Source organism: Yoonia sp. R2-816 (assembly GCF_046762905.1).
Taxonomy (GTDB): Bacteria; Pseudomonadota; Alphaproteobacteria; order Rhodobacterales; family Rhodobacteraceae; genus Yoonia.
On record NZ_JBKQXN010000151.1, the window covers coordinates 39,241 to 53,213 of the forward strand.

General features: G+C 60.6%; 15 protein-coding genes. 5 read left to right on the forward strand and 10 right to left on the reverse strand.

What is annotated here, in order from left to right; translation table 11 throughout:
- Window positions 1–59: 59 nt before the first annotated feature.
- Together ACFWW2_RS04995 and ACFWW2_RS05000 are read left to right on the forward strand one after the other, a co-directional pair.
- Window positions 60–488 carry an excinuclease ABC subunit B gene (locus tag ACFWW2_RS04995; RefSeq protein ID WP_393926641.1) on the forward strand — a complete coding sequence of 143 codons (429 nt, stop codon included), beginning with the start codon at window positions 60–62 and terminating at the stop codon, window positions 486–488.
- Window position 489: 1 nt separating this feature from the next.
- Window positions 490–951, forward strand: a complete 462-nt coding sequence (locus ACFWW2_RS05000; RefSeq protein WP_393926642.1) for a HugZ family protein — start codon at window positions 490–492, stop codon at window positions 949–951.
- On the opposite strand, the gene ACFWW2_RS05005 is transcribed toward ACFWW2_RS05000, so the two are convergent.
- The 7 genes from ACFWW2_RS05005 to ACFWW2_RS05035 all read right to left on the reverse strand — a co-directional run bounded on the left by ACFWW2_RS05005 (window position 952) and on the right by ACFWW2_RS05035 (window position 8,336).
- Window positions 952–1,194, reverse strand: coding sequence for a zf-TFIIB domain-containing protein (locus ACFWW2_RS05005; RefSeq protein ID WP_393926643.1), 243 nt, complete (start codon window positions 1,192–1,194; stop codon window positions 952–954).
- A gap of 239 nt (window positions 1,195–1,433) precedes the next feature.
- On the reverse strand, window positions 1,434–2,045 hold the full coding sequence (locus ACFWW2_RS05010; protein ID WP_393926644.1) for an NYN domain-containing protein: 612 nt from the start codon (window positions 2,043–2,045) through the stop codon (window positions 1,434–1,436).
- Window positions 2,046–2,120: 75 nt separating this feature from the next.
- Window positions 2,121–2,507, reverse strand: coding sequence for a Cu(I)-responsive transcriptional regulator (cueR, locus tag ACFWW2_RS05015; protein WP_393926645.1), 387 nt, complete (start codon window positions 2,505–2,507; stop codon window positions 2,121–2,123).
- Window positions 2,504–4,930 (reverse strand): heavy metal translocating P-type ATPase, encoded by a 2,427-nt coding sequence (locus ACFWW2_RS05020; RefSeq protein WP_393926646.1) that lies wholly within the window; start codon window positions 4,928–4,930, stop codon window positions 2,504–2,506. Before ACFWW2_RS05020 ends, cueR begins: the two co-directional genes overlap by 4 nt.
- 131 nt (window positions 4,931–5,061) lie before the next feature.
- Window positions 5,062–6,294, reverse strand: a complete 1,233-nt coding sequence (locus ACFWW2_RS05025) for an ABC transporter permease subunit (protein ID WP_393926702.1) — start codon at window positions 6,292–6,294, stop codon at window positions 5,062–5,064.
- A 101-nt stretch (window positions 6,295–6,395) separates the two neighbouring features.
- Window positions 6,396–7,199 carry a taurine ABC transporter ATP-binding protein gene (locus ACFWW2_RS05030; protein ID WP_393926647.1) on the reverse strand — a complete coding sequence of 268 codons (804 nt, stop codon included), beginning with the start codon at window positions 7,197–7,199 and terminating at the stop codon, window positions 6,396–6,398.
- Between the two features lie 129 nt (window positions 7,200–7,328).
- On the reverse strand, window positions 7,329–8,336 hold the full coding sequence (locus tag ACFWW2_RS05035; protein ID WP_393926648.1) for an ABC transporter substrate-binding protein: 1,008 nt from the start codon (window positions 8,334–8,336) through the stop codon (window positions 7,329–7,331).
- Between the two features lie 484 nt (window positions 8,337–8,820).
- On the opposite strand from ACFWW2_RS05035, the gene ACFWW2_RS05040 reads away from it, so the two are divergent.
- Both ACFWW2_RS05040 and ACFWW2_RS05045 read left to right on the forward strand, forming a co-directional pair.
- The gene (locus ACFWW2_RS05040; RefSeq protein ID WP_393926649.1) at window positions 8,821–10,203 is read left to right on the forward strand and encodes an aspartate aminotransferase family protein; all 1,383 of its coding nucleotides are present in this window, start codon (window positions 8,821–8,823) and stop codon (window positions 10,201–10,203) included.
- Between the two features lie 185 nt (window positions 10,204–10,388).
- The gene (locus ACFWW2_RS05045; protein ID WP_393926650.1) at window positions 10,389–11,015 is read left to right on the forward strand and encodes an FMN-binding negative transcriptional regulator; all 627 of its coding nucleotides are present in this window, start codon (window positions 10,389–10,391) and stop codon (window positions 11,013–11,015) included.
- Here the strand turns inward: ACFWW2_RS05045 and ACFWW2_RS05050 are convergent.
- The 3 genes from ACFWW2_RS05050 to ACFWW2_RS05060 form a co-directional block, all read right to left on the reverse strand.
- Window positions 11,012–11,176, reverse strand: a complete 165-nt coding sequence (locus ACFWW2_RS05050; RefSeq protein WP_393926651.1) for a hypothetical protein — start codon at window positions 11,174–11,176, stop codon at window positions 11,012–11,014. The genes ACFWW2_RS05045 and ACFWW2_RS05050 overlap by 4 nt on opposite strands.
- Before the next feature lie 75 nt (window positions 11,177–11,251).
- The gene (locus ACFWW2_RS05055; RefSeq protein ID WP_393926652.1) at window positions 11,252–11,665 is read right to left on the reverse strand and encodes a hypothetical protein; all 414 of its coding nucleotides are present in this window, start codon (window positions 11,663–11,665) and stop codon (window positions 11,252–11,254) included.
- A 114-nt stretch (window positions 11,666–11,779) separates the two neighbouring features.
- Complete coding sequence (locus tag ACFWW2_RS05060) at window positions 11,780–12,280, reverse strand: hypothetical protein (protein WP_393926653.1); 501 nt, start codon at window positions 12,278–12,280, stop codon at window positions 11,780–11,782.
- 109 nt (window positions 12,281–12,389) lie between these two features.
- Here ACFWW2_RS05060 and ACFWW2_RS05065 point away from each other — a divergent pair, with 109 nt between their 5' ends.
- Entirely contained in the window at window positions 12,390–13,847 is a 1,458-nt protein-coding gene (locus ACFWW2_RS05065) for a PLP-dependent aminotransferase family protein (protein WP_393926654.1), read from the forward strand.
- The last annotated feature ends 126 nt before the right edge of the window (window positions 13,848–13,973 follow it).

A 13,973-nucleotide genomic window follows, 5' to 3' on the forward strand; every position in this document is an offset into this window, starting at 1 on the left:
CGTTCATGCGCACCATCCTCAAAACTTGCCGATGCGCGAACCTCAGCTACTTCACCCCCATGCGCCTCGCTCTCGCTCTCACCCTCCTGACCTCCCCCGCCGCCGCGTGGGAGTTTTCATCCGCCCCGATCTGCACGCTGACCAACACAAGCGACGCCGGCGAAATCACAGTGACCTATGACGCCTCCCTACCCGAATACACCATCACCCTGACGCTGACCGACGGCCAGTGGCCCGACGCCCCCGTCTTCGGTATGGCCTTCGACGGCGGGCGCTCCATCGCCATTCAAACCGACCAGCATATCCTCAGCCCCGATGGCCGCAGCCTGACGGTCAAGGATCGCGGCTTTGGCAATGTTCTCAACGGGTTGGAATTCAACACCATGGCGATGGGAGCCTCCGGCGACACGTTCCTCACCATGCCGCTGGCAGGCATCGGCCCGGCGATCCAGGCCTTCCGCGACTGCCCGGCGGACCAACTGTCCTGATATGGCCAAGCGCGATCCCGTAAACCCCACCAACGAAGAAGCCCGCGCACTCGCCCGTGACCTGCTGACCCAAACCCGCTTCGGCGCCCTTGCCGTTACACTGCCAAACGGCGCTCCTTACGTCGCCCGCGTTGCCATGCTGGCCGACCAGGGCAGCCTTCTGACGCTCATCTCCACCCTCTCAACCCACACGACAGCGCTGCAGACCAACCCCGCCTGCGCCGCCCTGATCGGTGAACCCGGCGCAAAGGGCGATCCGCTCGCCCACCCGCGCATGACGCTCATGTGCACCGCGACCGAAGCCGACAAATCCGCCCAGAAAGAAACATGGCTGAACGCCATACCAAAGGCGCAGCTTTACTACGATTTCACCGATTTCCTGATGTTCCGGCTCACCCCGACAGACATCCATCTGAACGGCGGCTTCGGCAAGGCGTGTCGGCTGACACCCAGCGATCTCTGATCAGAAGAAATCGAACATTTCCGACAAAAAGTTGTCTTTCTTGCGCGGTTTGCCGCGATAGTCGTCGCGATCACCATGGCCCGGTTGCGGCGGCGGTGGCGGCATCGCGGATTGCGACCGTTCGATGATCTTGTCCAACTCGCCCCGGTCCAGCCAGACACCCCGGCATTGCGGGCAATAATCAATCTCGATCCCGTTCCGGTCGGAAATGACAAGGGTTGATCCGTCAATCGGGCATTTCATCGGCGCACTCTCCTGTGGCTTGCTTGTGGTTGATATGGGGATGCGCGTGGCGGTTTCAAATCTTAACGGCGTGTTTACGCTTGCGCCGTGCGGGGCGTTAAACCGGTGGTTTCGCAATTGGGGGTCCGACGCTTTGCCGACTCAAAGCCGACAGGGCGAAATCCGTTGTTTTGCGGCGTTAATACATGATTCGGCGCATCGGCCCTGACCGTCAGCGTGCGCACCCCATCGCGCGTTGCTCAGGCCCGGCCCAGACCCAGCAGAATGACGCTGCCTTCTTTCCAGATTCCCTTGATCAGGAACCCCTTCTCGGCCACTTTTGGAAAGCGCTGTTTCCAGTCAAGAAACCGGTCATTGGTCACCACCCGCAGCCCGTCCGACACGGCCCGTTCCAGCAGCACCTGATCGGCGGTTGTCCGGCTGGGGGCGAGTGTCACCTGCACCGGTGACAGCCCCAGTTTTTCGGCCAGTTCATCAGGTTCCACATGCCGGTCGAACAGCGTGTAGCCGACATTGGCATCGAAATAGACATGCGGTTGCAGGCCGCGTTTTTCCAATTCTTTCAAGACCCTGAACAGAACTTTCAGCGATGGCTCACCCGACCAGTGCATCACATTTGATCCATCTACGATCACCAGTTCGCCAGTAAGGATCGGTGCGGCAGCGGGTCCGGGTTTGCGCGGCGCGCGGCGGCGCCACAGATAGCCAAGGACAACCAGCCCGAAACTGGCAAAAACACCTTTGCCAATCCCGTCGATGATCCGGGCCTTGTCGGCGTTTTCGGGCAGGACCACGGCGCTGACGACCATCAGCACCAACATGCAAACCACAAGCCATTCCAAAAAACGCACGGTCTTATCCCAAATTGGTCAAGGCCTTCCTGTCACACGTAAAAATTGCAGTCTCAAGGCAGGATCAGGGTGATTTCATGGCCCCTCGAGCCCTTTGAGGATCGGACAATCCGGCCTGTCGTCGCCCGCGCAATCGCGGACCAGTTCGGCCAGCGTGTCGCGCATAGCCACCAAGCCTTTGATTTTGCTTTCGATATCGTCCAGATGCCCCTTGGCGATGGCCCGCACATCGGCGCTGGCGCGGTTACGATCCTCCCACAGGGCCAGCAGATCGCGGCATTCGTCGATGGAAAACCCAAGCTGCCGGGCCCGACCCAGAAAGGTCAGTTTATGCGCATCGGTGTCGCGGAAAACGCGGTAGCCGTTGCTGCCCCGCTGCGGTGTCACGAGCCCGATATCTTCGTAGTAACGGATTGTTTTTGCAGGCAAACCTGTCCGCTCTGCCACGTCACCGATGTTCATGCGACCCCCCTGACACGCCGCAGGCGCAGCGCGTTTGTCACCACCAGAACGCTGGACAGCGCCATGGCCCCCGCAGCCAGCGCAGGCGACAATAGGATCCCCCAAAGCGGGAAAAGCAGCCCCGCCGCAACCGGGATCAGAAGCACGTTGTAGCCAAACGCCCAGACAAGGTTTTGTTTGACGTTGCGCATGGTTGCCCGGCTGATCGTGAGGGCGTTGAGCACGCCCAAAGGGTCGCCCGACATCAACACGACATCCGCGCTTTCCACTGCCACATCCGTGCCGGTCCCGATGGCGATCCCGACCTCGGCCGCGGCCAGCGCGGGGGCGTCGTTGATCCCGTCACCGACAAAGGCGACCTTGCCACCATCAGACTGCAGATCGCGGATCGCGTCGACCTTACCGTCCGGCAGAACGCCAGCGACGATATGCGAAATCCCCAGCGCCTTGCCGATCGCCGTACCGGTCTGCACCGCATCGCCGGTGACCATCGCAACCCGCAGGCCCTGATCTTGCAGCCGTTGCACGGTATCTTTAGCCGTCGGGCGTAGGGTGTCGGCCACGCCGATCACGCCGGCGGGTGTGCCGTCGATGGCCACCATCACCGGCGTCTTGCCCGCCTCGGCCAATTCATCGGCCATTGGCACCAGAACGTCCGTTGCGACACCGCTTTCGGTCATCAGACGGGCGTTGCCGACGATGACGGTCTTGCCGTCCAACGTTCCGCGCAGCCCCTGCCCCGGGATCGCAGCGAAATCCGACACTGTAGCCACAGGCCCGTCGACCGCCGCCACGATAGCGCGGGCCACCGGATGTTCCGATTTCGCCTCGACAGCGGCGACAAGGCGCAGCAAATCGTCCTTTTCACCCACAATCGGGATCACATCCGTCAATGACGGTTCGCCCATCGTCAGCGTGCCGGTCTTGTCAAAGGCGACGGTGTCAATCCCGCTGAGCGCCTGAAGCGCATCACCTTGCCGGAACAACACGCCCAAGCCCGCGGCCCGCCCGGTACCGACCATGATCGCGGTTGGCGTGGCAAGACCCATGGCACATGGGCAAGCGACGATCAGGACGGAGACCCCCGCCACCAGCGCGTAGGACAGGACCGGCGCAGGGCCGAAGATCAGCCAGACCACGACAGCCAGCGCCGCGATGGCGATCACAACGGGGACGAACCAGAGCGTCACCCGGTTGACCAGGTCCTGCACCGGCAGGCGTGCGCCCTGCGCCTCCTGTACCATCGCCACGATCCGGGCGAGGACGGTATCCGCACCCACTGCCGTTGCGCGCATCGTTAATGCGCCGGTGCCATTGATCGTCCCGCCGACCAGCGCGTCGCCGACGGATTTTTCTACCGGGATCGGTTCGCCGGTGATCATGCTTTCGTCAACATAGCTGGCCCCTTCGGTGACCTGCCCGTCTGTCGGGATCCTTTCGCCGGGGCGGATCAGCAGCAGATCGTCGCGCAGCACTTCGGCCAATGGCACATCCATGGGCGCGCCGTCGCGGATCACGCGGGCGGTTGTTGGCTGCAACCCGATCAGGTGTTTGATGGCCGCTCCTGTCTGGCTTTTGGCCCGCGCTTCAAGCCAGCGGCCCAGAAGGATCAGCGTGACGATCACCGCTGCGGCTTCAAAATAAACCACACGGGTGCCTTCGGGCAAAAGTGCGGGGGCAAACAGGGCCACAGTCGAGAACAACCAGGCTGCGCCGGTGCCAAGCACGACAAGCGCGTTCATGTCAGGGGCCATGCGCCGCAGGGCCGGAATGCCCTTGACGAAGAATTCCCGCCCCGGCCCCGCCAGCACCAGCGTGGTCAGGATGAACTGGATCGTCCAGCTGGCCGGTGTGCCGATTGTGCGGGCGATCCAGTGATGGAACGGCGGGAAAAGATGCCCGCCCATTTCCATTATGAAAACGGGCAGCGTCAGTGCTGCGGCGATCAGGAAACGCCAGAACCAGGCGGCGGCCTCATCCGCTTGGCGTGTATCGGCGGGCTGATCGCTGCGGGTGGGCGCGGCGTGATACCCCACACTGGCGACAGCGTCGATCAGCGGTTGGGTGTCGCCCAATGTGCTGACCTGTGCGGTGCCGGTGACCAGATTGACCTGCGCTGTCAGCACGCCGGGCACCGCAAGCAACGCGGTTTCGACCCGGCCGACGCAGGAGGCGCAGCTCATCCCGTCGATAGTAAGTGAGATATCCTGTGCACGCGCGGGATAGCCTGCGGCCAGTAGCGCGTCAGCCACCCCTTGCCCGGTGCCGTCCGTGGCCAAGGTCACCGTCGCAGACGCATCGGCCAGATTGACATGCGCGGCGGCCACCCCCGGTGCGGCAACCAATGCCCGTTCGGCGCGTCCCACACAGGACCCGCAGGACATGCCTTCAATTCCAAATCTGATTTCAGCGGCCGCGGCCATGATGCACCTATTTCTGAGTTGTGCCCCTCACATAAGGGTTCCAGTCACGGGAAGGTCAATACCCTCGCAAAAAAGAACGGGCAGAGGTGACCCCTGCCCGCTTCTCGTGACGTTGTTTTGAGAGTTGGGCGTTAGCCCTTGCCTTTCCACGGCACCAGAATCCGTTCGGCCCAGCGCATCAGCATGTCGATGCTGAACCCGATGATCCCGATCAGGATAATCCCCATCAGCACGATATCGGTGCTTTGGAATTTCGAGGCCACCATGATCATCATGCCCGCGCCCTTTTCGGCGGCGACCAGTTCTGCCGCCACCACCGTACCCCAGCAAACCCCCATAGCGACACGGGCGCCGGTGAAGATTTCGGGAAGCGAGTTCGGGATGATCACATGACGCATGATCTGCCATTTGGAGGCGCCCAGCGAATAGGCCGCATGGACCTTGGAAATGCGGACCCCAGACACACCGGACCGCGCCGCAATCGCCATGATCCAAAGTGCTGCCAGGAACAGCAGGATGATCTTGCCGACCTCACCGATGCCCGCCCAGATGATCACCAGTGGGATCAGCGCGAGTGGTGGCACCGGCCGCATGAATTCCACGATCGGATCAAACCAGCCGCGGAACCAGTTGGACAGGCCCATCGCATAGCCCAAGGGAATGCCGACCAAGGCCCCCAGCAAGAAACCGACGATAACCCGGAACAGCGAATACCCCAGGTGTTCGGCCAGGGTCGAGTTGCGGTAACCGGCTGTCGCGATCTCGGTCATGCGGACCCAGACGGCTTCGGGCGCAGGCAGCCAGATCGGCTCCATCTGAATGCCGGTTGCCGGGATGATGTTCAGCGTCCCCTTGTCAGACATGGCCACGGTGCCGAAATCGACCCTGACTTCGTCGCCGGGTGCAATCGGTTCACCATTGACGGCGGTGATAAAGGTCTCCTCGTCCCGGCCCATGTCATCGTTACGGTCAACGCGCAAAAGCTGGCTGCGATAAGCGCCAATGGCCGTGCTGTCGTTCTTGGCAATGCCATCCCCCGGCTCAATCTCGGGTGCTGCGGTTTCGACCGTGGCGGGATGCACGATAACCGCAACAGTCGCATCATCGGTCTGCCCGTCGGGGGTTGTGATCGTGTAGGTAAACGACGCGTCACCTGTAAACGGCCCCGGTACATGCAGGAAACCGGGAAGCAGTTTCGACCCGGTGAATGCGCCCCAAAGCACAAAAATCAGAACAACGGAAACAACCGACGCGACAGTGTTCGACGTCACCGCGCTTTCGTCTCCGAAGGTCACGGTTTTCAATGAGCTATAGTCGTGTTTCGGGGTCAGGAGCCGTTTGATCCCGCTCCAGATCACCATCATCAGCAGGATCAGCAGGATATAGCCAATAATATAAGGCGCTGCGGCGAAAAGCGTTTGCAGGACAGCCCAGAGTTCAGCACCAAGATTTCCCAGAAGTTCCATTATGCGGTCTCCGTCCGGCCCATGATTTCTTCTTCCATATCCCAGATCATGCCCAGAATTTCCTCGCGGGTTTCACCGAATTGCGGATGCTTCTTGACCTCACGCAGGTCCTGTCCAACGCCCATTTCGGCAAATGGCAGGCGGTATTCTTTGTGGATCCGCCCAGGACGCGGGGCCATCACGATCAGTCGCTCACCCAGCAGCAGCGCCTCTTCGACCGAGTGGGTGATCAGGATGATGGTCTTGCCAGTTTCCTTCCACAGCTTCAGCACCAGGCCTTGCATCTTTTCGCGGGTCAGCGCGTCAAGCGCGCCCAGCGGTTCGTCCATCAGGATCACATCGGGTTCATTGGCCAGACAACGGGCCAGGGCCACGCGTTGCTGCATCCCGCCAGACAGTTCATAAACCGCCTTTTCTTTGAAATCTTGCAAGCCAACGACATCCAGCAGATGATCAACAATCTTGGCTTTCTCGGCCTTCGGCATACCTTTCATTGAAGGACCAAAGCCCACGTTTTCACGCACGCTCATCCATTCGAAAAGGGCACCCTGCTGGAACACCATGCCGCGCTCCGCCGCGGGGCCGGTGACTGTGTGACCGTTGAGGATGATCTGCCCTTCGGTGGGTGCCAGAAACCCGGCCACGATGTTCAGCAATGTCGTCTTGCCGCAACCCGATGGTCCCAGCACCGACAAAAGCTCGCCCGCCTTGAGGTCAAGCGAGACATCTTTGAGAGCCTGTACGGATGATCCATTCGGCAAATCGAACCGCATGGACACCTTGTCTAATTGAAGTCCCGACATATCCCGTCCCTTGTTGTTCCGGAAAATACCTGCGCCGTTATCGTCGCGCCGCGCGGCGGCTGGCAGGGATTTTCGGGAACAAGATGGGATGACTGGCGCAGGCCCGCGCCCGCGCCAGTCAAAAGGTCTTTATTGTGCGCTGATCGTGGCCAGTGGACCGGTATTGACGTTGCCGGTGTAGCTGTCCAGCGCGCCATCAATTGAACCGGACTCAACAAACACGTCTGCGACGCCTTTCATAAAGGCAGGTGCCGCACCGCCAAGCCAACGCTCTGACAATTGGTCTTCTACGCTGGGGAAGACGAATGTTGCCATCGTCTCGCGGGTGGCGTCCTCGTCCATACCGGCATCCTGTGCGATCACGGGGAGCATTTCTTCGACGCCTGATCCGTCATTCCAGGAGGCATTGGCGGCTGCAGTCACTTCCAGGAATTTGGCAACCAGTTCAGGATTTTCGGCGACAAAGGATGCTGGTGCCGATGTCACGTCAAAGACCAGAATGCCCAGCTCTTCTTTTTCTGCACCGGTCAGCAGCACATTGCCATGCTCTTTCATCCGGCGCAGCGCGCCACCCCAGCCGCAGGACATATCGACCTGGCCTTGTGCCAGCGCCGCTGCACCTTCGGCAGGGGCCATGTCCACAACTTCGAGCGAGGCCAGATCAACGCCGAAATGGTCCATCTGCCGCAGGAAGCCATAATGGGCCGCTGTACCAAGTGGCACGGCAACCTTCTTACCTGCCAGTTCGTCCGCGCTGTCCTTGTCGATTTCAAGGCCGGAGGACACGACGCAGTTGTCGTTTTCGGCATAGGACACGGCAACATCAAGGATCTGCAAATCCTGCCCGGCAGAGGCCGCAACCACGAAAGGCGGCACACCCTGGCTGACGGAAATCTGCACATCGCCCGATGCCATAGCAGCCGACATCGCGGTACCTGCATCGAAGCTGACCCAGTTGACCTTGACGCCCATCGCCTCGTCATATGTCCCGTTGACCTTGGCGAACTGGAACGGCATCGGCCATTCGAGGAAGTACGCCACCGTGATCTCTTCATGGCCGTCTGCAAACGCTTGTGTGGTACCCGCCATCAGGGCGACACCTGCAACTGCGCTCATCAGTGTTTTGGTGAATTTCATTCGTTTTCTCCCGTGTTGCTGACCCTTGTATTGGGCCGGTTCGTGGACGGAGTTTCCCCGCCTTTATGGTGTTAGCTGACCACGATTCTGGCTGGCTTCATAGCCCCCATCGCATTCAGCGTGATCAATGGCCAAAACAATGGCCGACGCGTCCCTGTCGGCGCAAAAACAAAGACGATGCGCGACAAGTTACCGGAGAGCGAAGGTAATTCCCGACCCCGCGTCAATCATAAGAAACCTTCGGAAAATCCGAAAAGGTGACGTGAAATTGATGCTGAATTCCTGTCTTTTATATTTAATTCAGATATTTATCCCGTAATTTGGTTGATTGAGCGAACCAGTCCCGCCCCCTTTTGGCTATACGCATGCACGCCAACTGGCCCTATTGGTAAGGCGCCCGCTGCAGGCAAAATGCAACAGAACGCGGCAGCTTGCGAACCGGATTCGAACTGTCCGCCCTTCCACATGCTTTTGGAGAAGCCACATGGATACGCAATCATTCGCAAACGATCCCGGACACGTTGTCGAGGCGGACCGCGCCCATGTGTGGCACCACCTGTCCCAGCACAAGCCTTACGAGACGATCGATCCGCGCATCATCGTCGAGGGCAAGGGCCTGCGCGTCTGGGACATCAAGGGCAAGGAGCATATCGATGCCGTGTCCGGTGGTGTCTGGACCGTCAATGTGGGCTACGGCCGCGAGCGGATCAGCAAGGCCGTGGCCGACCAGCTGACCAAGATGTGCTTTTTCGGTGGCATGGCTGGGACTATTCCGGGCGCACAGTTTTCCGAAATGCTGACCGACAAGATGCCGGGGCTGGACCGGGTTTACTATGCCAACTCAGGCTCTGAGGCGAATGAGAAGGCGTTCAAGATGGTGCGCCAGATCAGCCACAAGCATCACGGCGGCAAGAAGTACAAGATCCTGTATCGCGAGCGGGATTATCACGGCACGACGATCACATCCCTATCAGCCGGCGGTCAGGAAGAACGCAACGCACAGTACGGTCCGTTCACCCCCGGCTTTGTGCAGGTGCCGCATTGCCTGGAATATCGCGCACAGGACGGTCTGGCCGGTGAGGAATATGGCGTCAAAGCGGCCCAGGCGATCGAGGATGTGATCCTGCGCGAGGGCCCCGATACCGTCGGCGCGCTGTGCCTTGAGCCGATCACCGCAGGTGGCGGCATCATCGTCCCGCCCAAGGGCTATTGGGACCGGGTGCAGGAGATCTGCAAGAAATACGACATCCTGCTGCATATTGACGAGGTTGTCTGCGGCGTGGGCCGGACCGGAACATGGTTTGGATATCAACAGTTTGGCGTTCAGCCTGACATCGTGACCATGGCCAAGGGCGTGGCCTCGGGCTATGCCGCGATTTCGTGCTGCGTGACCACAAATGCGGTGTTTGAACAGTTCAAGGACGACACCGATCACCTGAGCTATTTCCGCGATATCTCGACCTTTGGCGGCTGCACGGCGGGGCCCGCTGCGGCCATCGAAAACATGAAGATCATCGAGGAAGAAGACCTGCGCGGCAATTCCACCCGGATGGGCGAGCATTTGAAGGGCAACCTCAATGCCTTGATGGAAAAGCATAAATGGATCGGCGATGTACGCGGCATGGGCCTGTTTGCAGGCGCCGAACTGGTGCTGGACCGCGACACCAAGGAGCCTGTTCCGGAAAAGCAGGTGGCGGCGATTGTGGCCGATTGCATGGCGCAAGGTATCATCATCGGGGCCACCAATCGGTCGCTGCCGGGGTTCAACAACACGCTGCTTTTCGCCCCGCCGCTGATTGCGACCAAGGACGATCTGGATCAGGTCACCGATGCGGTTGATCAGGCGATTGGGCGGGTTTTGGGTTAACCTTTTGCTCGCGCAGGGGCGTTTTGACGAAACCCCTGCGAAGCAAAGGTTAATGGGCAAATCAGCGTCGATTTTTGCAGTCGGCATCGCGTCGGATTTGCGTCGGCAAAACGTCGGACCCCACCGTACGGTGCCCCCGGATAAATGTAGCGGGCGCCGCGTTTGCACGCTGGAAAGGATTGCTGATGTACAAACCCGCTGCCTTCGCCGAAGACCGCCCCGATGTATTGGCGCGGGCCATGGCGGATATTCAGCTTGCCGCCCTTGTCACCCCATCGGCGGACGGGCTGGTGATTACGCATGTGCCGATGGTCGTCCGGCATCTGGCCGACCAGATCGTGCTGGAAACCCATGTTGCCCGGGCCAATCCGCATTGGCGGGCAGAACCGGTCGGGGTGAATGCGGCGATCTTTCAAGGCCCGCAATCCTATGTGTCGCCATCCTGGTATCCATCAAAGCAAGAGCATGGAAAGGTCGTGCCCACATGGGCCTATATCGCGGTCCATGCCCATGGCACGCTGGAAACCTGTCAGGATGACGATTGGCTGCAGCAGCATTTGAACGCCCTGACAGATGCCAACGAGCGCGACCGCGATGCCCCCTGGCACGTCAGCGATGCGCCGGACCGCTTTATCGGGTCCCTGTCACGCGGCATTGTCGGCTTGCGTCTGGTCATTGACCGGCTGGAGGGCAGCTGGAAAATCAACCAGCATAAATCAGATGCCGATCAGATCGGAACCGAAGCCGGATTGCGCAGTGCCGGACCGGATGGCGCGGCATTGGCCGCAGCGCTCGCACAGTCGCGGGGTTAGGGCTGGGGCACAGGCGAAACGCAGACCGACTTTGCGATAGTCACTTCAGGGGCCGAACAGGTTGCTGGCGGTCCGTCGGCGTGCAGGGTTTGGGATGTCAGAAAGGTCGCAAGGCTGAGCGCGCCTGCGATCAGGATAAAGGCGTAGGCAGATAGTCTCATGGCGATCTCCGACCGGTGCATGAGGTTGATACGTGTCAGCCCCGGCTTTCCGTCGCAGATGCCGAAGATTTGCCGTTACATGGCGATCCGCATGGTGGCCGCCCGGTCATCCTGCGTCTGGCGGATGATGTCCTGCGTGGCGGCAAAGGCGGCTTTCGCCAGATCGGTTTGGCGCTGATCCGCTTGCGCCGCGATGTCATCGCGCGGGGCGGCCTGCTGCGGGGCGTCGGTATCGGGAAGTGGCAGCATGCGGTTTTCGACCACGCTGCGCGCAATCTCGGGGCCGCGGCTGCTGGGACCTGCATCAAGGGTAATGGGCCGGGCATCCGCATCGCGCGCGGCATCGGCCCGGTCGGTGCGGGTCGTGGCGGTTGGTGGCGGCCCTTCGGTGCCTGCAATGGTCGCGCGGTCCCTGATCTGGGTGGCCGTTGGCCCGGTGGGCATCATCGCCGCAGCGGCGCGGCTGTCGGCCATACTGTCTGTCAACATGACGAGATTTCCATTCGTACTTCACTGACCCAATCGGTCGCATCAGCGGGTTAAGGGAACCTTAATCCCGACGCCTCTGGCGCTGTGAATCTTACGGGTTGGTTAACGTCGACATCAGGCCGGGTCGAGCAAGACGACCGCGACCGTCCGATAAGTCCATACCCGTGGACCACCGGTGCGATGACGTTCCAGCAGCGGCCTGATCCAGCGGGGCTGCGGTTTGATCAGTGCATCAAGGTTGCGAACCTGATGGGAGACCTCCTGTGGAACGATCTGCGTCTGCCCGGCCAGATCGCCGCGCCTGCAGATCACCTGAATGGGGGGAGAGGCCCGCCCGTAATCCGGCACTGTTATACTGGCGGGCGTCGTGAAGGTCAGCCGGAATGCGCTGGTCTGCGCGACGCACTCCGCGCCCTCGACCAGGCCACGCCCCGCAATGGTGTCCCAGACCTCTGGCCCTCTGATCTGGGTATTGACGTTGACCGGCAGCATGCCTTGAAAACCGGGTGCTGCCTCGGCAAAGGACGTGGCAGTCGGCATGGCAGTATATGTCTGCAGACCGGGTGTGCAGCCCGAAAGACCGAGTAGTGCGCAGATGAGAAATCGTTTTGGCATCGGCATTTTTAGAATAATGAACTTTGTTCATATCTTACAAGCACTGTCTTGTAAAGGCTTGCTCTCTGGTGTCGATACGTCCAGTGTGGCCCAACACTAAGGCCAGTCCATGTCGATATCCGTCGAGACCTTTTTTCTTGATCCTGCCGCCGAAGGCACGTTGCAGTCGCGCATCCAGCAGATGGTTGCTCAGGGCATTCTGGAGGGCCGTTTTCGCCCCGGTGAACGCCTGCCATCGTCCCGCAAGATGGCGCAGCATCTCGGCGTCAGCCGCATCACAGTCACGCTGGCCTATACCGAACTGGTGGCCGATGATTATCTGACATCCCGGGGCCGGTCGGGCTATTTCGTATCCGAAAACGCCCCCGAACCCCCCGCCTTTCCCGCCCAACGCTTTGGTACCGGCACGGTTGACTGGACCCGCGCCATTGGGCGGCAGTTCACGCCGGGCCTGAGCATGGACAAGCCGGCCGATTGGGCCAGCTATCGTTATCCGTTCATCTATGGGCAGGCTGACAAGACCCTGTTCGATTCCGCCAACTGGCGCCTGTGCGCTTTGCAGGCGCTGGGGATGCGGGATTTTGTGGCGCTGACATCGGATTACTTCGATGGTGACGATCCGAAACTGGTCGAATTCATCACCCGCCAGACATTGCCCCGGCGCGGCATTCTGGCCAGCCGTGATGAGGTGCTGGTGACCATGGGCGCACAGAACGCGCTGTGGCTCGCAGCACAAGTCCTGCTGAACAGCCGCAGACGGGCGGCGATCGAAGACCCGTGTTATCCCGCCCTGCGCACGATCCTAATGCAGTCGCGCTGCCAACTCAGCACGGTGCCAGTGGATGCCGACGGATTACCGCCCGATGCGTTGCCAGAAGGCACGGATGTGGTGTTTACCACCCCCAGCCACCAATGCCCGACCACGGCGACCATGCCCATCGCCCGGCGCAAGGCGCTGCTCGACAAGGCAGAGGCCGAGGATTTTGTGATTGTCGAGGATGATTACGAATTCGAGATGTCGTTTCTGAAATCGCCCTCCCCGTCGCTGAAATCGCTCGATCAGAACGGGCGGGTGATCTATGTGGGGTCCTTCTCCAAATCGCTGTTTCCGGGGTTGCGGCTGGGCTACCTGGTTGGTCCTGCCCCGTTCATCCGCGAGGCCCGCGCGCTGCGCGCGACGGTGCTGCGCCATCCGCCGGGTCATATCCAGCGCACGGTGAGCTATTACCTGTCGCTGGGCCATTACGACGCGCTGGTCCGCCGGATGAGCCGCGCCTATCACGAGCGCCGCAAGGTACTGGACGAGGCGCTGAAGGCGCATGATCTGACCGTCGCCGGGCAAGGCACCTATGGCGGATCATCGGTCTGGCTGCGCGCCCCGGATGGGGTGGATACGACGCTGCTGGCCGAAAGATTGCGCGCCGATGGCGTGTTGATCGAACCCGGTGCGCCGTTCTTTGCAGGCGAAGACCCACCGCGCGCATACTTCCGGCTGGCCTATTCATCGATTGATACAGGGCGTATCCCCGAGGGTATTGCCAGGATTGCCCACGCCATTCGAAATTGATGATTATTGAGACCTATATTCTCAAAAAAAATCGCTCTGGACTTAATGGCCATCACCGGTTGGACCTAACGCGACTCTGTGGGAAAACCTAGTGTCCGCTCAGCAAAACGGGGCATTTGGCACCGT